This window comes from Pedobacter sp. AK017, assembly GCF_014200825.1.
Taxonomy (GTDB): Bacteria; Bacteroidota; Bacteroidia; order Sphingobacteriales; family Sphingobacteriaceae; genus Pedobacter; species Pedobacter heparinus.
On the sequence record NZ_JACHCW010000022.1, the window covers coordinates 46,744 to 72,818 of the forward strand.

The following is a 26,075-nucleotide window of genomic DNA, read 5'->3' on the forward strand; positions in this document are numbered from 1 at the left end:
AACAGACTGTTTGGCATAAGGACTCAACATTGCAGCGGTATCTGTATAATTTACTTTCAGGTTCAATGCAGTTTGTGCTGCTGTCGATACAGGTTTATTGATATCACTTGTGTTATTTACATTTGCCAATCCTACTTTAGCAGCACTGATTCCGGTTGCAATTTTGGCATCCGTTACACCGGCATCTGATATTTTAGCAGTTGTTACCGCTGCATCAGCAATTTTTGAGGTAGTAATGACGGCATTACTAATAATCGGAGAAGCCGCTGTACTTCCGGTACCCGCCAAATCTCCAGCTAATTGTATTTTACCTTTCGCAAGGGCTGTCGCATCAGGCGTAGCAGAAATGATTTGTGTATCTACGTACGTCTTTACCGATTTAACACTTGGATATTTAATATCTGAAGCCGCATCAGCAGTAATATCTGCTGATTTATTTGCCATCGCTTCTTTGGTAGCTACAGTTGTAGTTAGTATGCTTTCTGCTGTTGTTGCCCGGGTTGTTTCTGCCGTCAATGCGTTTACGTTCGCTGATATAGCTGCATCAACATAAGTAACCGTAGCCTTACCATTAAAAATAAGCCAGTCCACTTTACTCAGATACCCGTCAGTAACTCCATCAGCTTTACCTATTGTAGCAGCCACATCACTTGGCAGCCACATCGAGCCGTTCCATTTAAGGATCTGGCCATTAAGTGGTGCCGCAGTACTCAAGGCAGCCCCCTGAAGTTTGGTTACTGTAGGATTTGGGTAAGTGCCTCCCAAATCCCCTCCTGCTGCGCCGCCTGGTGCCGCCGTACTGGCATAAATGGCATAAGGAACCGACTGGAGCTGGGAAGTGCCCATATCTATAAAACTGCCACCTCCTGCCGGATCAATTTCTACCTGAAGAAATTTATTACCGGTAGACCAGTTTATAGCAGTCATTGAACCACTTTGAGAAAGTGCCCCTGTGCTACCTATCACAACAGTAAATAAACCAAATTTGTTGGTTGTCCTCTGCCTGGTTTCTGAATATACATTTGAGCCATTTGCACCGCCATCACGGATGGTTAGCCTAAGCGTAATAGACTGTTCCATAACCGGACTGCCATCAGCTTTTCTGGCCACCCCCTGATAATTGATCTGGGGAAGTTGCTGGGCCATCATCTGCATACTGCAGAAGAGTGTTAGTATAAGAAATGAAAAAAATAGTTTTGTTTGGTAAATTTTTGCCATATGCCATATAATAATGAATGAGTGTTACTGGTTTATAATAGTAATGAATCCTCTTATGAGTCCAGTTTTACCGGCCTTTTTTAATTTGATGGAATAATAATAGGTACCTTCGGCCAGTGGGGTTCCCAAGAATTGCCCTGTCCAGTTATTTTGGTAGTTTTTAGTCTGAAATACAACCCTTCCCGTACGGTCAAATACTGTTACTTCGTTATCCGGATACCTTTCTATATCATTGATGATCCAGGTATCGTTCTTCCCGTCGCCATTGGGAGAAAGGAGATTTGTGGCTTTAACAATAAAGCCTTCAGTAATAAACTGGCTTGGTAAAACCGGCTGCAAAACGCCGTTAGTCATGATTGCCCTGCTGGTAACCATGGTTTCTACTACTGCAAGCTCACCAACACTCCATTCAAAAATAACTCCAGTAGTTTGCGTATAAGTATTGCCGGTTGCATTAATAACTGCTTGATTGATGTTTTGTGCGCCACACTTCCCAGCAACAAATAAAACAAATAAAATAGACAATAGCAGTTTCATATAACGGAATAGATTTGGGATCGACCTCAAATTTATTAACATTATTATACTAATGGTTAAATTAGGTCTACAGATTTATCTAACTATTCAATAGTTGTATAAAAAATGATGGTATTTATAACACTTTCTTTTGTGAGAAATAGGCTTTGGGCATCAAACCTGTCTCTTTTTTAAAAGCATTGTAAAAAGTTGCCAGACTTTTAAAGCCAGATTCATGAGCAATGGCTTCAATGGTTATTTTGTGCGCGTGAATTGGATATTGTGTGCTAAAATAGCTAATACGGTAACCATTTATCCAATCACGAAAGTTTTTATCGATTACGTTGTTGATTACAAATGAGCAGTGATGAACAGAAATATTCATTTCAGCAGCCAGGTCAACAATCTGAAAATCCGATATCAGGTATAACTTTTTAGCTGCCATTAAGGCTTCCATCTCAGCTGCGTATGCAGCTGATTGTTCAGGTAATAAGATGATTTTTTTAGTGCTGCCGGTATTCAATGCAGTATCTTCTACCCTTTCCTGGCCTTTATCTGCGACTTTTATACCATCAATAGGCGTTATTAAATAACGGTAAAAAATATCCGGCTGATGCAGGATGAACACAACAATAACGATCAAAACGAGACAGCTGATGATCACAAATATGGAATTGGCATAAGTTCTGTCCTGGCTTGTACTGAGCAATGGCAAAAAACTAACGAGCTGGAAAAACGTTGCTGCCTTTACAAAAAGTAAGATCCATTTCTTACCGGTGTCTGCTTTGGGTTTTGCTTTCAGTACCTCCGAATTTAACACCCTATACCAGGTGGCTGCTAAATAACCAAGTACCAGTGCAGGCCTGCCTACAGAATATAAATAGGCCGGTAATATCCCGCTCCTTTCGTTAATAAAAAGCTGTTTATTATCAGTGATCTGTTTTAAGATATCGTGCCAGTTGATAACCGGAGCAAAAGGCCATGGGATGACATGGATAATGGCCAGGGCAGCAGGTATAAAATGAAGCCACTCCTTGTAGGGTAATTTTTTATCCGGGTTAATAAAATGGCTGACATAAAGGTAAAAGCAAGCCGGGGCGGCAAAGTACAATGGGGTAAAAAGCTGATGAAAAAAAGGAAAATAAGCCTGCTGTTTTGAGTTTACCAATAACAGCACCAACATTTGACCGAATCTGGAAAAAAAGATAACTCCCAGTAAATAATTCAATACAGGATTACCCCGTTTAGCGAAAAACAGGTTGAAGGAGAACAGCAATAAAAAAAAGCAGATAATGCTGGTTAAAAAATTCAAAAAGCCCATATGCAGGCGGAAAGATATGGCTTTTTATGGGAATAGCTGTAACAATTATGATTAAGAAATCAACTGTACTGACCAGTAGGACTTAATTTTTAAGAAACATTAGGGGATATCCATAAAATTATCTAATTTTAAGAATGTGATAAGCAATAACTTATTTTATTGTCTATTAATGAAAGTTGCCAATTAAATGAGCTTTGCTTTGCAGATAAAGCAGTAAAATCCATACTTTTGAATTGAGGATATGAAAAGAGTTTAAATTTAACGCATTATAAACTGAATCAGATTAAATTACATTCCCAGCAATTGGTTGCTGAAGTATTGGTGCTCATGCGTAATGATGAGGCATACAACTGGCCTGTGTACCATAATGGCCATGTTATTGGTAAAATATCTTACAATGAACTGATGGCTTTTCTTGACCATAAGGAAGATGCTGGCAACATTTATTCTCATAAACTGCATTTTGACCTTGGCAGTGTATTGGTTGCCCTAAGGGACATGCGAACCGATAAGTATAAAAAACCACAACAGGCCATCTCTAAAAAATTGGTTGCAGGTTTAAGTTCTGTAGCTGTAATTACTATGGCGTTAATTGGCCTGAGCTGGATGTTTTTTAAATCCAGTACAGTCCTGCCTGATGAAAATATTACCACCATCGTTTCCGATAAAATTGCATTAACCTTAGGCAGTGGCGAACAGCTGCTATTGGATGACACCAAAAAAGGAGTGGTTATAAACGCCGGTAGTTTAACCTATAATGATGGAACTTCCATTCCTGTTACCTCCCAAAAACAAGCTGCAGGGCTGACATTGCATACTCCACGTGGAGAGCAATATCAGGTTACCCTACCCGATGGCACAAAAGTTTGGTTAAATGCAACCAGCCACCTGAAATTTCCTTCAACTTTTGCGGGACTGACCGAACGGAGGGTGAGCCTGGATGGGGAAGCTTATTTTGAAGTAGCTAAAATAAGCAGCAATACAAATGGTAAAATGCGAAGGATACCCTTTATTGTGGAAAGCAAAGGTCAGGAAATAGAGGTTTTAGGAACGCACTTCGATGTGAGGGCCTACAACAATGAAGCTGAAGTAAAAACTACTTTGGTTGAAGGAAGCGTAAGGGTTACCCCATCATCCCGAAATAATGAACCTGCTAAAAGCCCCGACCCGTCATTGCTCGACCCCATGCGTACGAATGGTGTTAAACCAGCTGGTTACTACCTTAAATCCAGCCAGGCAGTGGTGCTTAAGCCCAATCAGCAAGCCATCCTGACTGGCTCGGCTTTAGCTGTAAAAAGTATAGATGTTGAGGAAGCCCTGGCCTGGAAAAACGGAGAATTCGCATTCAGGAATATGCCTTTGGAAAATGTTATGCGCATAGTTGCCTGCTGGTACGATGTAGATGTTGTTTATCAGAACAAAACTCCGGATAATGCGCTTTTAGGTGGTACCATCTCTAAAACCGCAAATATTGTAGAAGTGCTGGATATGCTTGAAGTAATTGCAAATGTTAAGTTTAAAGTGGAAGGCAGAAAGGTTACTGTTGTACAATAATGCAATTAAAAAAGGGGTTTGTCATTTTTATTTTATTGGTGTTCAGTGTGGCCGTAAAGGCCCAGAAGCTCAATTATACACAAAAGAATGTTTCCCTGGTAAGGCTTTTTAAGGAGATCAAACAGCAGACTGGTTTTAGTGTGGCCTGGAATGAAAAGGAATTCAATGTGAACCAGCGCATAGACGTCAGCTACAAGGATGCCGATGTTAAGAAAGTAATGGATGACATTTCGGCCCGACTCCAGCTTAGTAATACCATTATGGGTAAGGCAATTATTGTAAAAGATAAAAGACTTGTAGCAGGTATTGGCCAAACCACAAATCCTAAACCCGCGAATAATCCTATCCCTATTGTTCAGGAAAGGGAATTTTTCCTGCAACAGGTTGAAATTGTAAGTACAGGTTATCAAAACATCCCTAAAGAACGCGCAACAGGAAGTTTTGCACTTGTAGACAGTGCGCAACTAAACCGGAGGGTTAGTCCTGATATATTTAGCAGGCTGGAAGGTATAACCAGTGGTTTGCTGTTCAATAAAAATACAGTAAACAGCAATTCTGGTAATTTGGATTTATCTATAAGGGGCAGAAGTACAATTTTTGCAAATGATCAGCCCCTGATTATCCTGGATAATTTTCCTTTTAATGGTGATTTCAATTCCATCAACCCGAATGATGTGGCCAATATTACGGTATTGAAGGATGCAGCAGCAGCTTCTATCTGGGGCGTAAGGGCTGGAAATGGTGTAATCGTAATCAGTACCAAAAGGGGAAAGACCGGACAAGCATTAAACATTTCTTTAAATACCAACATTACTGTTGCAGGCAAACCGGATGTTTTTTACAATCCGAACTACCTGTCTTCATCGGATTTCATCGATATTGAAACTTTTCTGTTTAACCATGGAAAGTACGATGCGGCATTGACAGACCAGGTTAATTATCCGGTTGTTTCGCCGGTAGTGCAAATCCTGAACAAACAAAGGCAGGGACAGTCTGCCGCCGAAACGGAAAAGCAGTTAAATGCCCTGCGTGGAAATGACATCCGTAATGAAGAGTTGAAATACTTTTACCGCAAACCGGTTTCCCAGCAATATTTTTTGAATGCAAGTGGCGGAACAGCTAGATCGAGTCACTATTTTTCACTGGGCTATGACAAGACACTTTCCAGCCTGGTTAACAATGACAATGACCGGATAACCATCAATAGTCAAAATACCTTCAGACCAATAAAGAACCTGGAAATTGAAGCTGGTTTTAACTATACAAGGATTGCATCAAGAGTGGACAGTACCATACGAGAAACCTCTGATGTCAATTTTACACCTTATTATCAGTTCAGGGATGCCAATGGCAATCCAACTGTATTTGATAAGAACTTCAGCGCTGATTATAAACAACAGGCGTTGACAAAGGGATTTCTGGATTGGTCTTATGTACCTTTAACCGAACTGGGAAAATCTCCATTTATATCAAAAAATAATGATGTTCGTGTAAATGGTGCTTTGAAATATACCATAATACCCGGCTTAAGTGCCGCACTAAAATACCAGTACCAGTTGCTTGACAACAAAACCGAACGTTACAATAGTTTAGAGACTTACCAGAGCAGGAACCTGATCAATCAATATTCTGTTTTGACTTCAGACAGGGTAAGCGGGTATCATATTCCATTGGGCGGAATTCTTTATAGTGCAAATGGCAAAGCTGTTTCCAATAATTTTCGGGCTCAGCTGGCTTATCAGAGAGATCTACAAAATTCTGCAGTTTCGGCTATATTGGGTTATGAATTGTCAGAATTTTCTTCTGATATCAGTGACCATTTTGATTATGGTTATAATCAGAAAACAGGTACATCCATACCTGTTGACTCTACAAGTACCTTTAATTTAAACCCTTCAGGTACGGGTAAAATCAATACCGGAGTTGCGCCTTTTGGAAAGCTGGACAGGATCAGGTCTGTGTTTGCCAATCTAGCTTACAGTTTTAACAACAAATACGTATTATCGGCTAGTGCCAGGATTGATGGATCGAATTATTTTGGGGTAAAAACCAATCAGAAAAATGTCCCGCTCTGGTCGGCCGGTGCTTTATGGAACGTAGACAGGGAAACTTTTTATCAGCTAAACTGGTTACCCATTTTAAAATTAAGGGCTTCTTATGGTTACAATGGAAACCTGGACAAATCGAATACCGGAATTACTACTTTCAGGTACAATGGAATAGGTGCGCTTTACACCGGGCTGCCCAACGCGGGAATCCTTAATATTGGGAATCCGGAGCTGCGCTGGGAGAAAATAGGCATTGCCAATTTCGGGATTGACTTTGGCCTGAAAGATCAGATTGTTACAGGAAAACTGGAATACTATTTTAAAAACGGAACAGATATTTTAGGCGATAAGGCTTTTGCTTCGAGTACAGGCATAAAAACCTTAAGAGGAAATTATTCGAAAATGAAGGCCAATGGCATGGATGTTTCTTTAATTTCACAAAATTTAAGAGGTGAACTGAAATGGACCACTAACTTTTTGTTTTCATTTGTACAAGATAAAGTGACTTCTTACGATGTGATAGAGCCAAGAAGTGCTTATTATGTGGGGACTTATAGCACCAAACCTGTATTGGGAAGGCCAGTATATGGAATTTATAGCTACAAATGGGCGGGGCTTGATCCGGAAAATGGTGATCCGCGTGGTTATTTAAATGATGAGGTCAGCAAAAATTACAGTACAATTGTCAATACCACTTCTGTAAATGATCTGGAATACAACGGGCCGGCAAGACCAACTGTATTCGGTGGCTTAAACAATATTTTTTCTTATCGTAAGTTTACTTTGGGTTTTAACATCAGCTATAAACTAGGCTATTATTTCAGAAAACCTAGTATAAATTATACAAACTTATATACTGGCAATATGGGATTCTTTATGAATAGGGATTATGAGAACCGCTGGCAAAAAACCGGGGATGAACTGATTACCAATGTACCATCTATGGCCAGTTATGCAACAGACAGTTTCAGGGATATTTTTTATAACAATTCTTCTGCTACAGTTGCCAAAGGAGATCATATCCGTTTGCAGGATGTGAGCTTGAGCTATGACCTTGATCAAACCAACTGGAAAAGGATACCTTTTAAAAAAGTTCAGCTTTACTGTTATGCCAGTAATCTGGGAATGATCTGGAAGGCAAATGATTTCGGATTAGACCCGGATGTGATTCCGCTTATTAAGGAAAGATTGTCCAATCCCCTATCCAAAAGTTTTGCTTTTGGATTAAAGGCAAATTTTTAACTTTAATCATGATGATGAATAAAGGCACAAGATATTTCATATGGTTATTAATGTTTCCACTGATGTTTTCCTCATCCTGCAGAAATACCTGGCTGGAAGCTAAACCGGATAAATCGTTGGTTGTGCCCAATACCATAAAAGATTATCAGGCTTTATTGGATAACACTTCCACTACTTTTAACATTTTTCAGGCTTCTGGTTTAGCGGAAATGGCAGCTGGTGATTTCTATATAACGAATACCTCATGGCTAAATCTGTTTTCTATCCAGGAAAAATCAGCCTATATCTGGGAACAAACGTCAAAATTTTATAACGGGGAAGCGAGTACGGATTGGGTAGAGTCATACAAACGCATTTTGAATGCCAATGTGATTTTAGAAGGCATTGAAAAGATAAAACCCGCTGCCAACGAGCAACAGGAATGGAACAATGTAAAGGGAAGTGCTTTATTCTTACGGGCTTTTGATTTTTTTCACCTGGCGCAGGAATATTGCAAAAGTTATGTAGCATCTACAGCAATTACAGAAATGGGCTTACCGCTAAGGCTGGAATACAATGTAAACATTCAGGTTAAACGCAGTACGCTTCAGCAAACCTATGATCAGATTATTAAAGATCTTGGCCTGGCTGTAGATTTACTGGGTAGCCATCCAACTTATAAAACCAGACCTTCCAAGCAGGCTGTCTATGCTTTGCTGGCACGGGTTTACTTAGCGATGGAAAACTATGACCAAGCCGGAATAAAGGCAGATGCTGCCTTAAAGATCCAATCGGAATTACTCGACTTTTCTAAACTGAACAACAATGCCAGTTACCCTGTAGAAAGGTTTAATACTGAAGTTATTTTTCACAGCACTTTTACTTATGGAATTTTTAATGCTACGCGTTTAATTGTAGAACCTGGTCTGTATGATCTCTACGCAGCGGATGACTATCGTAAACAATTATTCTTCAAAAGTGTAGCTGCTGGCGTAACCTATCGAGGGAATTACAGTGGCGACAAAAACTTTTTTGGTGGCCTGGCTACAGATGAGCTGCATCTGATCAGGGCAGAAAGTAAAGCAAGAAACGGAGACTTGCCCTCTGCTTTAGCAGACCTGAACCATCTTTTGAAAAGCAGATGGAAGGGCGCATATACAGATATGGTAAGTAATGATCCAGATTTGGTTTTAAGACTTATTTTGACAGAAAGAAGAAAAGAGCTGATTTTTAGAGGCATCCGGTGGAGCGATTTGAGAAGGTTAAACAGGGACAGCAGGTTTGCAGTAGCCTTAACCAGGGTATTGAATGGCCAGACCTATACCCTGTTACCGAATGATAAGCGCTATGTCTTTCCGATTGATGAGGAAGAACTTCGCTTAAGTGGCATCCAGCAAAATGAGCGTTAATTTTTTACTAGAAGAGGTGAACCTTTTAAAATTCACCTCTCCATTTATATTATTCGAAATGTCCTGATCTGACCGAACCTGGCTGGAAAGTGACGCCTGTACTAGGTAATGCATCTCCATCCTGGGTAGGTATAGGATTGCCCCCTATATTCCATTGCGCGGTACATATATCCCCACCTGCTTCACACCTGTCTTCAGAAAAGTAATAATAACCATTAGGGTTGTTGGGCAATGGGTTGGTCATATCTATTTTATAATACACCACTATTCCTCTTTTGTTAACTGTTGTAAAGGCGCTAAACCCAAACGCTAAACCGGCGATGAGCACGCCAAATGCTACTTTTTTAAACTTGTTCATGTGCTTGTAATTAATTATTTATGATTTTTCCCTGCTGTACATTATTTATACAGGTTACGGCAACTCCCTGTTTTTACGCGTAAATCTTTATTTCTTTTTATAGTTTAGAACCAATCCTGTAATAGCCAGCGCCACAAAACCCAGGTTAAACCAGATGTGCTGCTGCCAGGTCATTTCACTGATTACCCCTCCGCAATGACAAGGAAGCTTGCTGCCGGAAAAAACCATGTACATCAGGTATGCCGTAAAGGTGATCATCAGAAAAAATGATGCGTAGAGTCCCCATTTTTTAACTTGCGGAATGATCAGCAAAATACTGATCACCATTTCAATGATCGGTATGGCCCAGGCCACAATCAGACTGTAACTCCCGATTAAAGGCGACTTGGCAAGGGTACTCGCAAAAGATTTTATGGTCAACAATTTACTTGCTGCTGTATACATAAAAAGTATGACAAACAGATAAATGGCAATGTCTGTAATAATTGCCCTTGTTTTATCAGACAACTGCAATTTGGGTTCTTTGTTCAGTGTAATTTGCATAATGGGTATTTTTTATCGTTTTGCTGTTTCAAAATTGCTTTACATTTTTTTAAAAAAAAATGTACAATTCTGCCAAAAAAACTATTGGTTTGAATGGCAGGATTGTACCCCCATTTTTTTTATGATATTAGCCTGTTATTTTTTCTTGAACACTTAATTTTTTAGATGGTTTCTGAACACTTTTTGGCAATATGCCATAGTATTTTTTAAAGGCCTTACTAAAATAATGCGGATCATTGTAACCATTAAGCTGAGCAATTTCATAGATGGGTTTGTTGGTAGTAGAAAGCAGCGAAAAAGCCGAAGCCATGCGCAAATTGATTACCTGCTCGTGTAATGGGATGCCAAAAGCCAGTCTGGCCAGACGCGCCAGGCTCCGCTCTGAAACCATAAACCTATCAGCAATCTTTGACAGATCATCTACCAGTGCTGAGGCATAATTTTCCCTTACAAAACGGGCAATGGCAGCTGCTTTCTCTAAGTGATAGTTGTGTGTAGGATTTTGCCCGGCAAGCTTCCTGTAATATTTATTGAGGCAGTGGTTAATAAAAACATAACCATCTGCATCGGCTATTAAATCGCTGCCTTTGGCATCCATTTTTCGTAAAGCGTTGAACAGGTTTGCAGCGATATCAAAGGATGGCAGCGTGTTGTATGCGCTTTCCGCATTGCGATAAAATGCCGTAAAAGGTTTCAATTCTTCCATTTTATGACATTTATAGATTAGCCAGTCGGGCCTGAAGGTGATCAGTAGCAGCTGATGAGCCCCCGAAGCAATGGTTTCCTGGTATTTACCGGCCGGCCGGTAACACAGCCAGCAGGAATTCTGGTTTAGATTGGCATACATAAAAAAAGAAGGCTCATTTACAGAGAAATGAATATTTGCTTGTTGTTCAAGCTTATACTCGAACAATTCAATATGGGCCAGGTAATGACTGGCCGACTGAACAAGTAGACAGCCTTGGTTCATACCAAATTTCTGAACCTGCGCCATCCGTAAAGGCATGGCACTGCAACTGTAGAACGGATCATCCGTCTGGCCCCCTGATGGTATGGCAGCCAGATGTAATTTGATTTGTGATTGCATTATTTATCATTTTTGAAATGCAGATAGATGATGCTACAAAGAAATCAATAAAATATGCCCAACAAGGTATCCAGCCGGGAATGATTTGGGAAATCTGGAAGTTTTAAGTGGTAATGGTACGGAAAGTCAGGTTTACCCTGGCTTTGTGCACCATTTTTGTAGGTGGCAGGCGGTGCAGCCAATTGCTTTGCGTGGTATCTTTCATCACGAGCAAGCTGCCATGCTCCAGAATCAGGGAAACAGTTTCCTTGCTTTGCTTGTGCTTAAATGAGAATTTCCGTTCGGCTCCAAAGCTCATTGAGCCAATGGCGCCGTTCTTTTTCAGGTCCTTTTCTCCATCGCTGTGCCAGGCCATGCCCTCATCACCGCTATGGTAAAGGTTAAGCAGACATGAATTAAAAGTCTCTCCGGTTTTTTGTTCTGCCATTGCTTTTAATTCCAGCAGCTCAGCAGTCCAGGGTAAAGCTTTTTTAGTGGTATTAGAATAAGTGTACTCAAATTCTCGGTCGCCATACCAGGCTACCTTACGTTTGGTAAAAATATGTTTTCCAAGAATGATGGCCTCGTCACTTTTCCATTCAATGGTATTTAACAACACCTGCAGGTATTGGTTTGCTGTTGCCGGGGACATAAGTTTGCCATAATAATTTACAATGCCCCCATGTGGCAATAAGTTTAGATCTGCTGCTGTACCTGTATTAAATAAATCCATGTTAACTCAATGCGTCGTGAAAAATGATGCCAAGGGTATGTCTGCTGCCACTATGCAAGGTACTTACCCCATGTTTCATATTTACCCTGTAATAACCTTTGCTGCCTTTTACCGGTCTAAAGTTAGTGGTAAATAATAACATTTCACCCTTTCGGGGTTTAAGTACATTGGCCTTTGACTGTGTTCTGGGGATTTGTTCTGTCAACACAAACTCACCCCCTGTAAAATCCTGGTCTGGCTCATTCAAAAACAAAACCAGCTGTATCGGAAAATAAATATCCCCATAAAGATCCTGGTGCAGGGTATTGAACCCACCTTTACCATATTTCAAGATGAGCACTGTAGGCTTGTTTTGTCCGCCAGCGTGACACTTTGCCTTAAGTTCTTCATGTAGCAAGGGAAAGTTGGAGGTTATATTTAAAACTTCCATCCATTTATTGGCTACTTTGGCCAAATATGGATATACGGTTTGCCGGATGTCAGTAATGATTTGCGGCAGAGGGTACTGAAAATATTTGTACTCCCCTATCCCAAAGCGGTAACGTTCCATTACTACGGTTTTACGGTAAGTATCGTTAGCCTGGTACAGGTTGATCAATGTTTCGCATTGCGCGGACGACAATACCTCTTCAACGATGGCGAAGCCCTGCTTGTTCAAACTTTCTGCAATTTCATCCCAGTTTTTGGCTTTCAGCTGTTCAATAATATTGTTCATAACGGTCTTTTGAAGCAAAAATCGTTAAGTACTACGACAATAGTAACCCGATTCTTGCGTAATTACGGATTTATCAGGCATGCTGACCACATCTCTTTAGTTATACCATAAGACACACCAAATAGGTAAACGTCCGGCTACTGAATTCCCTGAGCTGAGTTGCAGAAAAACTGGGCATTGGTAAGTTTTACCTCTTATTTAAGCCCCTGAGTAATTTCTGCTTTACGTTTGTTTGGTGGTCCCGCCTTGTGCAAATATTACTGCTGCAAGTATCCTGCTATAAAAAGTCTTCACGGTGAGGACTAAACACATCGATCAATACACCGGCTTCCAGACAAACTGATCCGTGTAAGGTATTGGGTGGGACATAAAAACCATCACCGGTTTTTAATATCTGTGCCTCCCCATCAATGGTCAGTTCAAAAACGCCACTTTCTACATAACTTACCTGCGTATGAGGGTGTTCATGAACTGTTCCTACCGCACCTTTTTCAAACTTTACCTTTATCAGCATTACACGGTTGTCGTATCCATAGATCTGCCGTTGAATTCCCGGAGATGCATATTCCCAGGGGATATCGTTCCCCTGCTGAAAATTCTGACTTTTAATTAACTCACTCATATCACGTTTTTTATCTTTTATTATCTGTATCAGGAAAATTTACCCCGCTTTTTACCCGGGCACTTTATAATGGCATCAATTACCTTCATGTACTTCCCAGCTTTTATCTATTTTTTTCAGTTCTATACCAGGATACCTGGCTTTAATGGCATTCATCTTATCGTTAAGTGCCTGTTCGTAAGCAAACTGATTTGCCGGTGAAACAGATGGCAGAATATACAAGCTGGGTTCTGCATAGACGTAAACTGTTGAATCTACATCAGGATACATGGATTTTTGTACAAGGGCTGCATGGAAATGACCAGGATCCAGTGTAATCCGTTTAATTTTTGCATCGTTTTCCTTAGAAGGAGATTTGCAGGAAAGGGCGAACAAAAATAACATGAGGTAATTAAATTTAGCGTATTTCATTGTTATAGGTTACTAAAATCAACAGGTTTCATTTTTTTGGTAAGCATTTGTATAATGAACCATGCCAGGAAATAGGCACAGCCACAGATGATGAACAAAATATTGTAAGCAGCACCAATGTTACCGATATTTTTATAATAGGCAAGCAGTGAACCCACCAGCAGCGGAAATAAAGTTGAAGCAATGGAACCCGACATGCCACCTATTCCTACCACAGAACTTACGGCTTGTTTAGGCACAATATCTGAAACGATGGTAAAAATATTGGCACTCCATGCCTGATGCGCAGCGGTTGCAATGCTGATGATGGCCACCGCTACCCAGATATTAGGAGCAAACTGGGCAAAAAATATAGGCACTACTGCAATGGCTACTATGAGCAAAGTGGTTTTTCTGGCTTTAAGTACCGGCCATCCGCGTTTGATAAAATAAGACGACAGGTAGCCCCCGCCAATGCTGCCAAAAGTTGTAGCTGCGTAAACTACGGCAAGGTGCAGGCTGGGTTTTTTAAGGTCTAACGCAAAAGTATCTGCAAAATACGCCGGTAACCAAAACAGGAAAAACCACCAGATCGGATCGGTAAGTACCTTACCTACAATGAATACCCAGGTTTGGCGTAAGCCAAGCAGTTGGATCCATTTCAATTTAACCGGCTTTTCCTGCAGCTCATCATCTGGATCGCTGTGTATAAAATCATACTCGGCCTTTTTAAGCCGCTTTTGTTTGGATGGGATTTCATAAAAGATCCACCAGAATATGAGCCAGATAAAGCCCAGCGCGCCCGTGATCCAGAAGGCTTCCTGCCATCCGTAGATACCCAAAATCCAGGGTACCAGAATTGGGGGCACCACTGCACCGATGCTGGTACCAGAATTAAATATTCCTGTAGCCAGGGCCCGTTCTTTTTTGGGGAACCATTCTGCCACAGCTTTAACACCCGCAGGGAAATTACCAGCTTCTGATAGCCCCAGCAATCCCCTGGCCATACCAAAACCTACTGTGCCTTTAACTACAGCATGCAGCATGGCAGCGATGCTCCACACTATAACAGATATGCTATAACCGATCTTGGTACCAACTTTATCAATAAAACTACCAAAAACCACATAGCCCAGCGCATACATACCGGCAAAGGCCATCACGATATAGCCGTAATCGACCTCTGTCCAGTGAAACTCTTTTTCCAGCGTGGGTTTTAACAACCCGATCACCTGCCGGTCTATATAATTAATGGTTGTTGCAAAGAAGAGCAGTCCGCAAACAATCCAGCGATAATTACCAATTTTAGTCGTTTCCATGTATCAATTTAATCGGTTTAATTATTCCCGAAGGAATAAAGCTATAAATTAGTAATTTTTACTTCAGTGCCTTTACGTCCTGCAGTATTTCTGTTTTTCTACCACATAAATATCCTTAAATTTTTCTTCATTTGGGGTATAAGCCTGCGTATCTAGATTTTTATCACCAGATTCATGTTATTTCACTATTTTTAAGCATACATCCTTAACCTATGAAAACCCGCACTCAACCTCTTTTAGCTAATCATATCCGTATTAAAAAAAAGATTGTCCTGCTCTACCTGCTGATTGGTTTTACCTTACTGTTTGTAGCAAGCGTATTGATCAATGTTTTCGACAGCAAGCATCCGGAAACAGATTTTCGCTTTCTGCACCATTATAAGTATATCTTGTTCATCCTGATTACTGCAGTGGCATTATATATATTACTTGGCATACATTATAAAGATCTCTCAACCATTGAAGACAATTATTATAAATTATTTGAAGGCTCACCGGGCGCTGTATATGTTATGGAGAAATCCGGATTCAGGTTTTTGGCTGTAAACGACGTGATGGTGAGAAAATATGGATACAGCCGTGAAGAGCTGCTCAAAATGTCGGCCCTGGATATACGGCCCGAAGTGGAGCGTAAAAAGTTAAAAGACTATTTGTATTCAGCCCATGATGAAGGACATGACACGGGCATCTGGTTACATCAGAAAAAAAATGGGGACTTATTTTATGTACTCATCTCCCACCACTCTGTGAAATTCCAGGCTCAAGAGGCCTACGCGGTTATTGCCATAGATATTGACCAGAACATCAGGAATGAAAAAAGGTTACGTGAAATAGCCTGGACCAATTCTCACGAGATCAGAAAGCCTGTCAGCAATATTTTGGGATTGGCGGAACTGATGAAAACATGCGACCCTATGGAGCCTTTGGACCCCAGACTGGTAGACCTGCTGAGTGTTTCGGCCAGCGAACTGGATATTATAGTAAAAAAGATCAATCTGCACGCCAAGGAACTCGACAGAAAATTTTAAGCTTTCGTTTTCTCCTGCTCCTGCTTGGGTGGCCTCGGTCCTCGTTTATAAATCACAAGGCCATTTAAAAAATTACGAAGGATCTGATCCCCGCAAGGTTTAAAATTAGGATGGTCATTGTTCCTGAAAATATCCCCCAGCTCACTTTTACCTACCTTAAAATTTACCAGCTCCATTATTTTAATGATGTCATCGTTGGTAAGCGCCAGCGCTACGCGCAGCTTTTTAAAAATATCGTTATTACTCATATTACATTGCTATTTCAATCTTTACCTTTTTATTCTTTATTTTTTCGTTTGCCAGCGCCCTTAACACAGGGTTAACCAGACTGCGTTTTACAGCAACATAAGATACCTGGTCTTTTACCTCTATCAAACCCACCTCGTCCTTCTGCAGCCCCCCCTTTTTTAGCAACAGGCCAACAATATCTATCTTGTTCACCTTATCTTTTTTGCCTGCAGCAATATAAAGGGTTTGCCACTCACTGTCTTTAGGAAGCTGAAAATTACCTTTGAGTTCCTCTGTTTTGATGTCAGTTTTCAGAAAAGGATATTTTTCGTCCTCTGCTATGACCAGGTAAGCCGTTCCCTTTGCATTCATACGGGCTGTACGCCCATTACGGTGCAAAAATGCATCCTCTGTATAAGGCAGCTGATAATGGATGATACATTCTACTTCGGGAATATCTAACCCCCGTGAAGCCAGATCTGTAGTGATCAGGATTTTAATGCTCCCATTCCTGAATTTCAGTAATGCACGTTCCCGCTCATCCTGCTCCATACCACCATGAAAAATATCGTGTGCCAGATCCTGATCGATCAGCAGGTCGCTGATCCGGTCTACCGTTTCTCTGTGGTTACAAAAGATCAATGTTCTTTTATCACCGATCTTACAGATCAGCCTTAACAGGGTATCCAGTTTATCGGCAGCTGTAGTATTTACCTTTTTCAGCTCCAGATCGGGTGCTGCTGCAACATCCTTTAAAAAATTGACCTCAACAGGCTGATCAATCCCGGTAAAACCTGGTATTTCCTCCATCGAAGTTGCCGAGGTCAATAAACGTTGTTTTAAGGAAAGTAATTTCCGTATGATATAGGACATGTCCTCCTGAAAGCCAAACTCCAGGGCCTTATCAAATTCATCCAAAACCAGTGTTGTAATTCCGGATTCGTCAAAATTCTCGTGACGGAGATGATAGGCAATCCTTCCAGGTGTACCAATAAGTACGGCAGGGGGCTGTTCAAAATTGTTCCGCTCTGTTTTAACAGGATGGCCACCATAGCAGCAGTTTACTTTAAAGCCTGTACCCATTTGCCTGAATACCATTTCTATCTGCAAAGCCAGTTCACGGGAAGGCACAAGCACTAAAGCCTGTACACCTACTATAGCTGGGTCTAAATTATTTAACAAGGGCAGTAAAAAGCCTAGGGTTTTACCAGATCCTGTAGGCGCAAGCAACAGTACATCTTGCCCTTTTTTACTTGCAGCCAGGGTTTCCAGCTGCATTTGATTCAGCCTGTCAATCTTTAACCGTTCAAGTACCTTGTTTACCATCATGGTGCAAAGATAGCGGAATTAAGGGATTAAAATTTCAGATACTTCTTTCTAAGGTGCTTTAATGAGCTGTTTAATCGCACATCAAGGTTCATCAGCATATGCCCTCTTTCTGAAATCCAGGTAGTCATTTTATTATTTACCCGCTCAAGCGGTGTATAAACCCTTTCTTCCATTATTTCTTGATAAGCCATTGGAGCCCGGCTTTGTTGTAACAGATAAAATTCATTTAACAATTCTGTCTTCATAATGCTTATATTTAGTTATGGTTCACTTATAAAACGCAGACCTACCTACCTTATTATAACAATCCTTGTTTAAAAGGGTTTCAATATAGCAATAAAGTGTTGACAACTAGATAATTGTTAGCAATTAAACAATAGCAAATTAACACGTTTTTAATTTTATCAACTTATTTTTAGGAAACCTGAATACGGGTTGTTTAAACTGTAACACCATAACGTATGACCTGGAAGAAATTTAGTGGCGAGATCATTCACTCGTCCATCTTGGAAGAAGTAGAAAACGCCATCATCAGAGAAAGTGACAACGGTTACCGGCTTAAAGTATGCATCGGTACAGATTCGCAGGTTAAAGGCCCTCTTACCGATTTCGCTACAGTAATTGTTTTGCTAAGAGAGCATCATGGGGGCTTCATGTATATCCATCAGGAAAAAACTGCTCAAAAAATGAGCATTAAAGAAAGAATGCTGGTTGAAGTACAGAAATCAATTGAAACTGCTTATTCGATCTGCGACCTCCTGGACCTGTACAATGTAGACCTTGAGGTGCATGCCGATATCAACACCAATCCGATGTTTAAATCAAACAAAGCATTGAACGAGGCCATGGGTTATATTTTAAGCATGGGCTTCATCTTCAAGGCAAAACCTGAAGCTTTCGCCAGTTCAACCTGTGCTGATAAAATGGTACACTGATTACCATTTTTTATTAGGGTTAACTGGTGCAGCCTTAACTGCAGGCAGAACAACGGCCTTATTTGCCATATCCTCCTTAAAACGTAACGCTATCGCATTCACCTCTGTAGTTGTGGCTTTTATATAGGCATTCCACTCGGCTGCATTTAACTTACCCGGTTTATTTTCAAGTGGGGTTTCTACTGTGGTTGAGGGCACGAAATTTCCATAACGATCCCTTTGATAAGGGATAAAATTAAAATCCGTTAACCAAAACCGATATTTACCATCTTTTGTTTCTGCATAAAAATTGTAAAGTACCTCACCGGAAGGACGGCTTAAAACCAATGCTGTTTTATTGATGATCATTTTTCCGGAAGCCCGGATCAATGAATCTGTAGTGGCAGATCTCACTTTCAATGATTTGGCCGACTTTTTAAAAAAAGCAGCTGCCCTGCTGTTCAAAATGTCGCCCGACTGTCCCTTTGACTCCACCACTTCGTAATAGATCAGCTTCCCCCTGTCGTCATTAGCCAATGGCTTTTCCTGTCCGAAAACTAAAGCGGTAAAAAACAATAAAATTGTCAGCATAAGAACTTTCATAACATAAAGATATAAAAAAGCCACCGGATGAATACCGGTGGCCTAAGATAAACGTAATTGAGACTAGAATGCGTAAACCGCAGCCAGCGAGAATTGTGAAGCCGACTTTGTAGGTGTAATACCATCGCTTTTAAAGAAAGACTGCGTATAATCTTTATCATTATCAAAACGAACTTCAGGAATAAAAGTTAAACCACCTGCTTTGATATTTGCAGATAATGTTCCTGAAATGATCCCTGCATCAGCAGCACCTGCAACACCTTTGAGGTTAAAATACTCGCCCCTTAAACCCAGGGAAACGGCCGGTGTAAATGCATATTGTGGGTACAAAGCCGCACCCGTATAACCACCATTATCATTAGAGGCAGAATAGTCGGCCGCATTTAAACCTAATTTAAATTTGTCCGTTACCTGATAAGTCGTGGTCAGGTCAACAATGGTTCCCGATCCATAGCCGCCTGCTGAGTGATATCCGTTCAATACATTGATATAAGCTGTCCAGCCTTTAACAGGAGAAACCATTAGCTGTGCCCCTACAGAAGATACGCCATTCAGGTCCTGATAGGCATTCCAGTCATTAAACAAGCCCAGCATCAGGCTAACTTTATCAGAGAACGCATAGGTACCTTTAATACCAGCATTCTGAAAAGGGCCGGCACCAAAAAGATAAGAGGTTGAATAATTGAAATTGGCTACCGGCGATATCACTTCATAACCAATAAATGTGCCCATATAACCAGCAGTCATTGTAAACTTATCGGTAAAAGCATAGTTTACATACAGGTTCTGAATGTGAAATGACTCACCATCCCCACTAGGCAAAATTGACTGGGCCTGTCCCCGTGGTCCAAAAGACAGTTCTCCAACAAATGATGCCTTACCTGTGGTTTTTTTTAAAGCCAGATCGATCATACCTATCGAAACCGAATTCTGCTCGTTTGCAAAATAAGTTTTGATATTTGGTGCTTTTGCAAAGTCATACTTAAAATAGGTATCTACTGATCCTGAAATTTGCAAAGGTGCTTCTGCGGTCTCTTGCGCAAAAGTAGCAGAGGCCAGGCTGAGTAAGGCTAAGGTGAATACGGATTTTAATTTCATAATTTTTCGGTTTGAGGTTGAGAATTTAGATGGTTAAAAATTTTGATTAAAAGGTATTTTCGACTTCCTGACCGGCAACAATCAATGTGCCCTGAGTATATTTTTCGTTATGTTGAGAGGCATCCAGACCTTCTTCTTCTTCTTCTGAAGTAACGCGGATTGGCTGCACCAGGTTAATCAGTTTGAAGATGATGAATGACATTACAAAACTAAATATGATCACAATAACGGCACCTTTAAGCTGCGTAAAGAAGAACTCAACATTGCCATAAAGCAATCCGTCCACACCTGCCGGATTTACCGTTTTGGTAGCGAACACACCAGTTAACAACATGCCCACAATACCACCTACACCATGACAAGGGAACACATCCAAAGTATCATCCAATGAGGTTTTTTGCTTCCATGAAACAACCAGGTTAGAGATTACCGCAGCAATTACACCAATGAAAATACTGGAAGGAATACTCACAAAGCCGGCACCAGGTGTAATGGCCACCAAACCAACAACAGCACCAATACAGAAGCCCAATACCGAAGGTTTTTTACCTCTGGAAACATCAAAGAACATCCAGGATAAACCAGCAGCACCAGCAGCGATATTTGTAGTTAAGAAAGCAGAAACAGCCAAAGCATTTGCACCCAGCGCAGAGCCAGCGTTGAAACCGAACCATCCGAACCAGAGTAAACCTGTACCGATCAGTACATATGGAATATTTGCTGGTGGAACTTCTTTATGTTCCAGGTGACTCTTTCTTCTTTTTAACACCAGGGCGCCTGCTAAAGCTGCCATACCTGCAGAGATGTGTACAACTGTACCACCTGCAAAATCAAGCACACCCATTTTAAACAGCATGCCTTCCGGATGCCATGTCCAATGCGCCAGTGGAGAATACACAAACAAAGCAAACATTACAATAAACAGGATGTAAGATGTAAAACGGATACGTTCTGCTACTGCCCCTACAACCAAACCCGGAGTTATGATGGCGAACATCAACTGGAAAACAGCAAAAAGCGAGAGTGGGATTGTTCCCCATGCCGGACCTGAATTTACACCCTGAAAAAAGAGATAGGTAGAAGGGTTACCAATAAAGCCACCAATCGAATCTCCAAATGCAAGACTAAAGCCTACAACCACCCACAATACAGTAATTACTCCGGCAGCAACCACACTTTTGATCATAGTTGAAAGCACATTTTTACGATGCACCATTCCTCCGTAAAAGAAAGCAAGGCCTGGAGTCATCAAAAATACCAATGCTGCAGCAACCAATACGAATGCAACGTCAGCTGCATTGTATTTTCCCTCATCAAAATTAGGAAGTAAGGGAATAAATAGAGCAAGAATTGCAATTATTAATAAAACTGCAAAGGGGCCCCACTGTTTAAATAAAACTTTTGCCATAATGTTAGATTTTTACTAGTTATAATTATTATTTATTTGATTTTTTTTATAAAACTAGTAATAAATTCCAACAATTAGCATTTTAAATCAACCATTTTCCACGAAAACGTTGTAATATTCATTAAAAATCAATTAAAAACATAACAAAATAATAATTTCAAAGGTTATTTTTTATATATTCCTAATATTATACACTAAAACAAGGTTATTTTTTGATAAAAAAATAAAAATCACATGAAAACAGATAAAAATCACAACAAATAAGAATTAAAATCGAAAAATATCAATCAAAAACAGAAAAACCATAAAAAACACCTAACATGTGTAAGGTTTCAAGAAAACAGAAGGTGAAACGAAAGTAAATGACAATATTGACCAATGCTTTGCATGGCCAGCGGGGAGAAAGGATAATGTAGGATTAGTTAATTGTTGTTAGGGCTTATATAGCAACAGGAAAATAAGCACTTCCCTGAACAACTCCTCTTTTTTCTATTTCTTTATCAATATAAGTCTGTATGGCAGACTTATTCATGCCCCAATTGGGTGCAATCAATAAATCCCAGTCGGAAATGCCAAATAACCGTTGTATGACTATGTCCGGACGCAGTAAAGGGATCAGCTTACACAACAGATCGGTATATTCTTCTAGTGAAAACAGCTTAAAGGGTTGTTTTTTATATTTAACACCCATTATTGAGCCTTCTACAATGTGAAGGTGGTGGAATTTTACGAATTTAATTTGCGGAAAGCGGTTAATTTCATGAATATAACCCAACATCATTTCTTCGGTTTCCCAGGGAAAACCAAAAATGGTATGTACACAAAGATCAAGTTTAGAATTTTCAAGTAATTTAACAGCAGCTACAAATTCTCCGTGGCTGCAGCCCCGGTTGATCTGGTTTAAAGTTTCATCATATATAGATTCCATACCCATTTCCAGGTCTACATCAAAACGGTCAGCATAACTTTCCAGTAAGGCCACTTTTTCAGCGTCGATGCAATCCGGCCTTGTACCAACAGAAAACCCAACCACATCTGCAGTATTTATAGAAAGCGCTTCATCGTACATCATCTTTAAATAATGTACAGGTGCATAAGTATTGGTATTGGGCTGAAAATAAACAATAAACTTATCGGCTTTATAAAAATTCTTTCCGCGCTCCATGCCTTGTTCCAACTGTTCGCGAACGGTAGGAAGTTTACGGGAAAGTTCGGGTGTAAAAGAATCTACATTACAATAGGTACAACCACCATAGCCTTTACTGCCATCCCGATTGGGACAGGTAAAGCCACCGTCAACAATTACTTTAAATACCCGCTGTCCTTTGTATTTCTCTTTAAGGTGCGTACCGTAATTGTTATATCCTTTTATACCTAAATCTACCGGAGTTCCCAATGCTGTTCTTTTTTTTTGCAAAAGTACGGCTTTTAATTTTAAATAAACTGAAAGGGGACACCTTTTGTAACGCCTCCCCTTTCAATGTGTTGTTGAACTATTTTAATTCAGTTTTTTAAATTCAACCCTGCGGTTCTGGGCCTTGCCTTCTTCCGTGCTGTTGCTGGCAACCGGCTGTGTGGCACCGTATCCTTTTATAGAAAGGTTAGCCGCACTTACCCCTGCGTTAACCAGGTAAAGCTTTACAGAATTTGCCCTGTCTACCGACAAAGACATATTGTGTGCAGCAGAGCCTTCAATAGAGGAGTGGCCGTTTAAAACAAACTTTGCAGAGGGATCTTTCTTCATTTCTGCTGCAATCCTATCAAGTACTTCAAAAGAAGCTGTTTTCAACACTCCAGAATTAAATTCAAACTGAACATTACTAAAATTGTAATTTGGCTTTTCTTCTACCGGGGCAGGCTCTGGTTTTGGTTCCGGAGCCGGTTCAGGCTTTTTCTCTTCAACAACTGGCGCAGGCTTTTCAACAGGTACAGGTTTGGCAATAACTTTTTTTGTTTTGCAGGACTGTACCGAGATCGCAAGCAAGCCGATGACTGCCAAGAATAAACTGGTTCTTAAAAATTTCATTTGTTTTTGTGTTTGTGTCCGTAATAATAAAAAATATGTAGCGGGTTTTAAAGGAGAGACTCAATTAAAACGAACTATTTACACAAATAGTGCTGATGAATACCAAATTTATGGTTCAGGATTTATCGATCACTCCAAATGCGGTGGTTCTCCATTTGATATAACCCAATTTCGCACATTCATTTGCAACCTCTGCTTCAATATTTGCAGGTACATCATTCACAATTTTCCAGCGGATGCTGTATTTACTGTTGTAGCTAATATAAACCACTACATCTTCAAACAAAGGCTCAGCAGATTCCAGTCTTTTAAGGTGTACTTCCTGCAGCGCTCTTGCAAAACGGGTAAGTCTTTCGTTCATCACTTTTGCCAGGGGTGCAGCCGGCTTGGTATCGGGTTCTATAATTGGGAGTACAGTTACGGTCATCTGCTAAATCTCAGTAATACTACTATTTTTAGCAAAAGTAATTATTATTAAGGAAATAATTGACATCGGCAGGTCATTATGATCTCTCACAGCTCCATAAAACAAACAGAAAATAACGGCAATTATAAATCTATTCCTTTTGTCTGGTCATGTAATAAACAGGAATTCCGATCAGCATGATCAGCACACCCCAGCCACAGGTATCCGTTTTATAGATGAGCAGGGCAATACACAAAGCTGAGGCCACTACTATGTACAGAAAAGGCAGTACCGGATAACCAAAAGCCCGGTATGGGCGTTCCGCATCTGGCATCTTTCTTCTCAGAATAAAAATTCCGTAAATGGTAAGGATATAGAAGATCAATACAATGATTACCACAAAATCAAGCAGGGCACCGTATCTTCCTGTCAGACATAAAGCCGAAGCCCATAGACCCTGTACCCATAAAGCCCAGCCTGGTACATCAAAGCGGTTCAATTTGGCTGCCTTTTTAAAGAACAATCCATCGGTGGCCATCGTATAATAAACCCTGGCACCCGCCATAATCAATCCATTGTTACAGGCAAAAGTAGAGATCATGATCATTACAGCGATGATAATGGTACCCGCCTGTCCGAAAATATATTGTGCGGCCACTACGGCTACACGATCTGATTTGGCGGTGGTAATCACATCCAGGGGCAATACGGCCACATACATCAGGTTGGCCAGTACGTAAATGATGCTTACGATAAGCGTACCCAAAAATAAACTCAAACCCACATTACGTTGCGGATTTTTAATTTCGCCGGCGATAAAAGTAACACCGGCCCAGGCATCGGCCGAAAAAATAGAGCCTACCATGGCTGCCGCAATACCCGAAAGCAATAAACTACCGCTAATGGGTGTCCAGGTCATCGTTTCCAAACTAAAAGAGCGGGTCTCAAAAGCATTGGCCCAATTGGCATTCCATACCTCGGCCTTAGCAGCAAGGGTAAAACCAAATACGATAAGTCCGAAAAGCGATAAAATTTTAATGATCGTTAGTACCGTTTGCAGGATCTTACTGTCCTTAACCCCACGGCTGTTCACATAAGTAAGCAATACAATAGTTACAATTGAGACCAGCTGTGCTGCACTGATACTGTAATATTGGGGCAATCCTTTATCGCCGATCCCGGTCTGGATTTGCCACAGGATGTTATTTTCACTAAAAGGTTCAAACAGATAAGCAGCAAACTTTGAGAAAGCCACCCCTACCGCAGCTATAGTACCAGTTTGTATTACGGCAAACAGACTCCATCCATACAAAAATGCAATGAGTTTATTGTACGCTTCTTTCAGGTAAACATATTGTCCGCCCGCTTTAGGGAACATTGCACTCAGCTCGCCATAACTTACTGCGGCGATAATGGTGATCAGGGCGGTAAGCACCCAGATCAATATCAGCCATCCGGCCGAACCAACCTGTCTGGTAATATCAGCACTTACTATAAATATCCCTGAACCGATCATCGATCCAACAACAAGCATTGTACCATCCAGCAGGCCAAGCTCTCTTTTAAAAGATCCGTCTTGAATTTCTTCTTTCATTTTGTGTTTTGGTTTGGTTGGTTCATCAGGGCCTTTATGGCTTAAAACTCGGATCATAGTAAGCCCTTACTTAGGCGAATATATTTAAAAATCACTGTTGTATCGCATAGGCCGGCTATTATTTTTTCCAGCTCCTACCTGCAACTGCTGTTAAGTCATTCATGACTACGGTAAATTAGCGCCTCTCTTCAACCTCAGGCATACCTTGGTCGTACTTTGGTCGTACCTTGTTAGCAAAACAGGTACTTTTTACGAACAAGGTACGACCAAGGTAATAACTAAGGCATATCCAGGTGTTAAGTGCGCTCATCTGTGTCTTATCCGTTTATAGCTATACAGGTTAATGAATTAATTTCAATCTGGTTATACACCCAGTATTTTTATTTTTATTTGAGTTATACACCCTAA

Annotated in this window: 25 protein-coding genes and 1 pseudogene; 5 read left to right on the forward strand and 21 right to left on the reverse strand. The window is 40.6% G+C overall.

Annotated features, from left to right (window positions below; translation table 11 throughout):
* The 3 genes and pseudogenes from HDC92_RS22895 to HDC92_RS22905 form a co-directional block, all read right to left on the reverse strand.
* Positions 1–1,155, reverse strand: a pseudogene (locus HDC92_RS22895) (hypothetical protein); the annotation flags it as partial.
* An 87-nt stretch (positions 1,156–1,242) separates the two neighbouring features.
* Positions 1,243–1,755: a gliding motility-associated C-terminal domain-containing protein gene (locus tag HDC92_RS22900; RefSeq protein WP_183877253.1), complete on the reverse strand. Its 513-nt coding sequence runs from the start codon at positions 1,753–1,755 to the stop codon at positions 1,243–1,245.
* Between the two features lie 115 nt (positions 1,756–1,870).
* Positions 1,871–2,902 (reverse strand): helix-turn-helix domain-containing protein, encoded by a 1,032-nt coding sequence (locus HDC92_RS22905; RefSeq protein WP_183877254.1) that lies wholly within the window; start codon positions 2,900–2,902, stop codon positions 1,871–1,873.
* A 456-nt stretch (positions 2,903–3,358) separates the two neighbouring features.
* Here HDC92_RS22905 and HDC92_RS22910 point away from each other — a divergent pair, with 456 nt between their 5' ends.
* Genes HDC92_RS22910 through HDC92_RS22920 form a run of 3 tightly spaced genes read left to right on the forward strand, consistent with a single transcriptional unit; the run spans position 3,359 to position 9,287 of the window.
* Complete coding sequence (locus tag HDC92_RS22910) at positions 3,359–4,609, forward strand: FecR family protein (RefSeq protein ID WP_183877255.1); 1,251 nt, start codon at positions 3,359–3,361, stop codon at positions 4,607–4,609.
* Positions 4,609–7,899 (forward strand): SusC/RagA family TonB-linked outer membrane protein, encoded by a 3,291-nt coding sequence (locus tag HDC92_RS22915; protein WP_183877256.1) that lies wholly within the window; start codon positions 4,609–4,611, stop codon positions 7,897–7,899. Before HDC92_RS22910 ends, HDC92_RS22915 begins: the two co-directional genes overlap by 1 nt.
* An 8-nt stretch (positions 7,900–7,907) precedes the next feature.
* Positions 7,908–9,287 carry a RagB/SusD family nutrient uptake outer membrane protein gene (locus HDC92_RS22920; protein WP_183877257.1) on the forward strand — a complete coding sequence of 460 codons (1,380 nt, stop codon included), beginning with the start codon at positions 7,908–7,910 and terminating at the stop codon, positions 9,285–9,287.
* Positions 9,288–9,336: 49 nt separating this feature from the next.
* Here the strand turns inward: HDC92_RS22920 and HDC92_RS22925 are convergent, their stop codons facing one another.
* From HDC92_RS22925 to HDC92_RS22960, 8 genes are all read right to left on the reverse strand, one after another.
* A complete protein-coding gene (locus HDC92_RS22925) occupies positions 9,337–9,645 on the reverse strand; it encodes a hypothetical protein (RefSeq protein WP_012781198.1) in 309 nt (102 codons plus the stop codon).
* Positions 9,646–9,732: 87 nt separating this feature from the next.
* On the reverse strand, positions 9,733–10,188 hold the full coding sequence (locus tag HDC92_RS22930) for a MauE/DoxX family redox-associated membrane protein (RefSeq protein ID WP_012781197.1): 456 nt from the start codon (positions 10,186–10,188) through the stop codon (positions 9,733–9,735).
* A 127-nt stretch (positions 10,189–10,315) separates the two neighbouring features.
* Entirely contained in the window at positions 10,316–11,275 is a 960-nt protein-coding gene (locus HDC92_RS22935) for a helix-turn-helix transcriptional regulator (RefSeq protein ID WP_255484654.1), read from the reverse strand.
* A gap of 103 nt (positions 11,276–11,378) precedes the next feature.
* Entirely contained in the window at positions 11,379–11,987 is a 609-nt protein-coding gene (locus tag HDC92_RS22940; RefSeq protein WP_183877258.1) for an alpha-ketoglutarate-dependent dioxygenase AlkB family protein, read from the reverse strand.
* Position 11,988: 1 nt separating this feature from the next.
* Positions 11,989–12,702, reverse strand: coding sequence for a 2OG-Fe(II) oxygenase (locus HDC92_RS22945; protein ID WP_183877259.1), 714 nt, complete (start codon positions 12,700–12,702; stop codon positions 11,989–11,991).
* 277 nt (positions 12,703–12,979) lie between these two features.
* On the reverse strand, positions 12,980–13,324 hold the full coding sequence (locus HDC92_RS22950; protein WP_183877260.1) for a cupin domain-containing protein: 345 nt from the start codon (positions 13,322–13,324) through the stop codon (positions 12,980–12,982).
* A gap of 75 nt (positions 13,325–13,399) precedes the next feature.
* On the reverse strand, positions 13,400–13,735 hold the full coding sequence (locus HDC92_RS25270) for a putative oxidoreductase C-terminal domain-containing protein (protein WP_255484655.1): 336 nt from the start codon (positions 13,733–13,735) through the stop codon (positions 13,400–13,402).
* Positions 13,736–13,737: 2 nt separating this feature from the next.
* Entirely contained in the window at positions 13,738–15,033 is a 1,296-nt protein-coding gene (locus tag HDC92_RS22960; protein ID WP_183877261.1) for an MFS transporter, read from the reverse strand.
* A gap of 212 nt (positions 15,034–15,245) precedes the next feature.
* On the opposite strand from HDC92_RS22960, the gene HDC92_RS22965 reads away from it, so the two are divergent.
* Complete coding sequence (locus HDC92_RS22965) at positions 15,246–16,061, forward strand: PAS domain S-box protein (protein ID WP_183877262.1); 816 nt, start codon at positions 15,246–15,248, stop codon at positions 16,059–16,061.
* Here the strand turns inward: HDC92_RS22965 and HDC92_RS22970 are convergent.
* From HDC92_RS22970 to HDC92_RS22980, 3 genes are read right to left on the reverse strand one after another with little or no spacing between them, the layout of a single operon-like run.
* Positions 16,058–16,309, reverse strand: a complete 252-nt coding sequence (locus tag HDC92_RS22970; RefSeq protein ID WP_012781177.1) for a DUF1456 family protein — start codon at positions 16,307–16,309, stop codon at positions 16,058–16,060. The two genes, HDC92_RS22965 and HDC92_RS22970, sit on opposite strands and share 4 nt — an antisense overlap.
* A 1-nt stretch (position 16,310) precedes the next feature.
* Entirely contained in the window at positions 16,311–17,618 is a 1,308-nt protein-coding gene (locus HDC92_RS22975) for a DEAD/DEAH box helicase (protein WP_012781176.1), read from the reverse strand.
* 26 nt (positions 17,619–17,644) lie between these two features.
* Positions 17,645–17,863, reverse strand: a complete 219-nt coding sequence (locus tag HDC92_RS22980; RefSeq protein WP_012781175.1) for a hypothetical protein — start codon at positions 17,861–17,863, stop codon at positions 17,645–17,647.
* A gap of 216 nt (positions 17,864–18,079) precedes the next feature.
* On the opposite strand from HDC92_RS22980, the gene HDC92_RS22985 reads away from it, so the two are divergent.
* Entirely contained in the window at positions 18,080–18,553 is a 474-nt protein-coding gene (locus HDC92_RS22985; protein ID WP_183877263.1) for a ribonuclease H-like YkuK family protein, read from the forward strand.
* Here the strand turns inward: HDC92_RS22985 and HDC92_RS22990 are convergent, their stop codons facing one another.
* From HDC92_RS22990 to HDC92_RS23020, 7 genes are all read right to left on the reverse strand, one after another.
* Positions 18,554–19,135 carry a DUF4468 domain-containing protein gene (locus HDC92_RS22990; RefSeq protein WP_255484656.1) on the reverse strand — a complete coding sequence of 194 codons (582 nt, stop codon included), beginning with the start codon at positions 19,133–19,135 and terminating at the stop codon, positions 18,554–18,556.
* A gap of 63 nt (positions 19,136–19,198) precedes the next feature.
* Positions 19,199–20,233: a porin gene (locus HDC92_RS22995; protein WP_012781172.1), complete on the reverse strand. Its 1,035-nt coding sequence runs from the start codon at positions 20,231–20,233 to the stop codon at positions 19,199–19,201.
* A gap of 46 nt (positions 20,234–20,279) precedes the next feature.
* Positions 20,280–21,641, reverse strand: a complete 1,362-nt coding sequence (locus tag HDC92_RS23000) for an ammonium transporter (protein ID WP_012781171.1) — start codon at positions 21,639–21,641, stop codon at positions 20,280–20,282.
* A 439-nt stretch (positions 21,642–22,080) separates the two neighbouring features.
* Positions 22,081–23,037 carry a TIGR01212 family radical SAM protein gene (locus HDC92_RS23005; RefSeq protein WP_036675189.1) on the reverse strand — a complete coding sequence of 319 codons (957 nt, stop codon included), beginning with the start codon at positions 23,035–23,037 and terminating at the stop codon, positions 22,081–22,083.
* 102 nt (positions 23,038–23,139) lie between these two features.
* Positions 23,140–23,667, reverse strand: a complete 528-nt coding sequence (locus HDC92_RS23010) for an OmpA family protein (protein WP_183877264.1) — start codon at positions 23,665–23,667, stop codon at positions 23,140–23,142.
* A gap of 115 nt (positions 23,668–23,782) precedes the next feature.
* A complete protein-coding gene (locus tag HDC92_RS23015; RefSeq protein ID WP_012781168.1) occupies positions 23,783–24,094 on the reverse strand; it encodes a hypothetical protein in 312 nt (103 codons plus the stop codon).
* A 130-nt stretch (positions 24,095–24,224) separates the two neighbouring features.
* A complete protein-coding gene (locus HDC92_RS23020; RefSeq protein WP_036675541.1) occupies positions 24,225–25,667 on the reverse strand; it encodes an APC family permease in 1,443 nt (480 codons plus the stop codon).
* Positions 25,668–26,075 lie beyond the last annotated feature (408 nt).

Excerpts from the sequence above, each read along its gene's own strand:
- HDC92_RS22985 (WP_183877263.1), top strand. The coding sequence starts at position 18,080 with ATGACCTGGAAGAAATTTAGTGGCGAGATCATTCACTCGTCCATCTTG.
- HDC92_RS22975 (WP_012781176.1), bottom strand. The coding sequence starts at position 17,618 with ATGATGGTAAACAAGGTACTTGAACGGTTAAAGATTGACAGGCTGAAT.
- HDC92_RS22920 (WP_183877257.1), top strand. The coding sequence starts at position 7,908 with ATGATGATGAATAAAGGCACAAGATATTTCATATGGTTATTAATGTTT.
- HDC92_RS23010 (WP_183877264.1), bottom strand. The coding sequence starts at position 23,667 with ATGAAATTTTTAAGAACCAGTTTATTCTTGGCAGTCATCGGCTTGCTT.
- HDC92_RS22965 (WP_183877262.1), top strand. The coding sequence starts at position 15,246 with ATGAAAACCCGCACTCAACCTCTTTTAGCTAATCATATCCGTATTAAA.
- HDC92_RS22980 (WP_012781175.1), bottom strand. The coding sequence starts at position 17,863 with ATGAAGACAGAATTGTTAAATGAATTTTATCTGTTACAACAAAGCCGG.
- HDC92_RS22915 (WP_183877256.1), top strand. The coding sequence starts at position 4,609 with ATGCAATTAAAAAAGGGGTTTGTCATTTTTATTTTATTGGTGTTCAGT.
- HDC92_RS22945 (WP_183877259.1), bottom strand. The coding sequence starts at position 12,702 with ATGAACAATATTATTGAACAGCTGAAAGCCAAAAACTGGGATGAAATT.
- HDC92_RS22970 (WP_012781177.1), bottom strand. The coding sequence starts at position 16,309 with ATGAGTAATAACGATATTTTTAAAAAGCTGCGCGTAGCGCTGGCGCTT.
- HDC92_RS22950 (WP_183877260.1), bottom strand. The coding sequence starts at position 13,324 with ATGAGTGAGTTAATTAAAAGTCAGAATTTTCAGCAGGGGAACGATATC.
- HDC92_RS22995 (WP_012781172.1), bottom strand. The coding sequence starts at position 20,233 with ATGAAATTAAAATCCGTATTCACCTTAGCCTTACTCAGCCTGGCCTCT.
- HDC92_RS23020 (WP_036675541.1), bottom strand. The coding sequence starts at position 25,667 with ATGAAAGAAGAAATTCAAGACGGATCTTTTAAAAGAGAGCTTGGCCTG.
- HDC92_RS22935 (WP_255484654.1), bottom strand. The coding sequence starts at position 11,275 with ATGCAATCACAAATCAAATTACATCTGGCTGCCATACCATCAGGGGGC.
- HDC92_RS23015 (WP_012781168.1), bottom strand. The coding sequence starts at position 24,094 with ATGACCGTAACTGTACTCCCAATTATAGAACCCGATACCAAGCCGGCT.
- HDC92_RS25270 (WP_255484655.1), bottom strand. The coding sequence starts at position 13,735 with ATGAAATACGCTAAATTTAATTACCTCATGTTATTTTTGTTCGCCCTT.
- HDC92_RS22925 (WP_012781198.1), bottom strand. The coding sequence starts at position 9,645 with ATGAACAAGTTTAAAAAAGTAGCATTTGGCGTGCTCATCGCCGGTTTA.
- HDC92_RS23000 (WP_012781171.1), bottom strand. The coding sequence starts at position 21,641 with ATGGCAAAAGTTTTATTTAAACAGTGGGGCCCCTTTGCAGTTTTATTA.
- HDC92_RS22990 (WP_255484656.1), bottom strand. The coding sequence starts at position 19,135 with ATGAAAGTTCTTATGCTGACAATTTTATTGTTTTTTACCGCTTTAGTT.
- HDC92_RS22930 (WP_012781197.1), bottom strand. The coding sequence starts at position 10,188 with ATGCAAATTACACTGAACAAAGAACCCAAATTGCAGTTGTCTGATAAA.
- HDC92_RS22900 (WP_183877253.1), bottom strand. The coding sequence starts at position 1,755 with ATGAAACTGCTATTGTCTATTTTATTTGTTTTATTTGTTGCTGGGAAG.
- HDC92_RS22960 (WP_183877261.1), bottom strand. The coding sequence starts at position 15,033 with ATGGAAACGACTAAAATTGGTAATTATCGCTGGATTGTTTGCGGACTG.
- HDC92_RS22940 (WP_183877258.1), bottom strand. The coding sequence starts at position 11,987 with ATGGATTTATTTAATACAGGTACAGCAGCAGATCTAAACTTATTGCCA.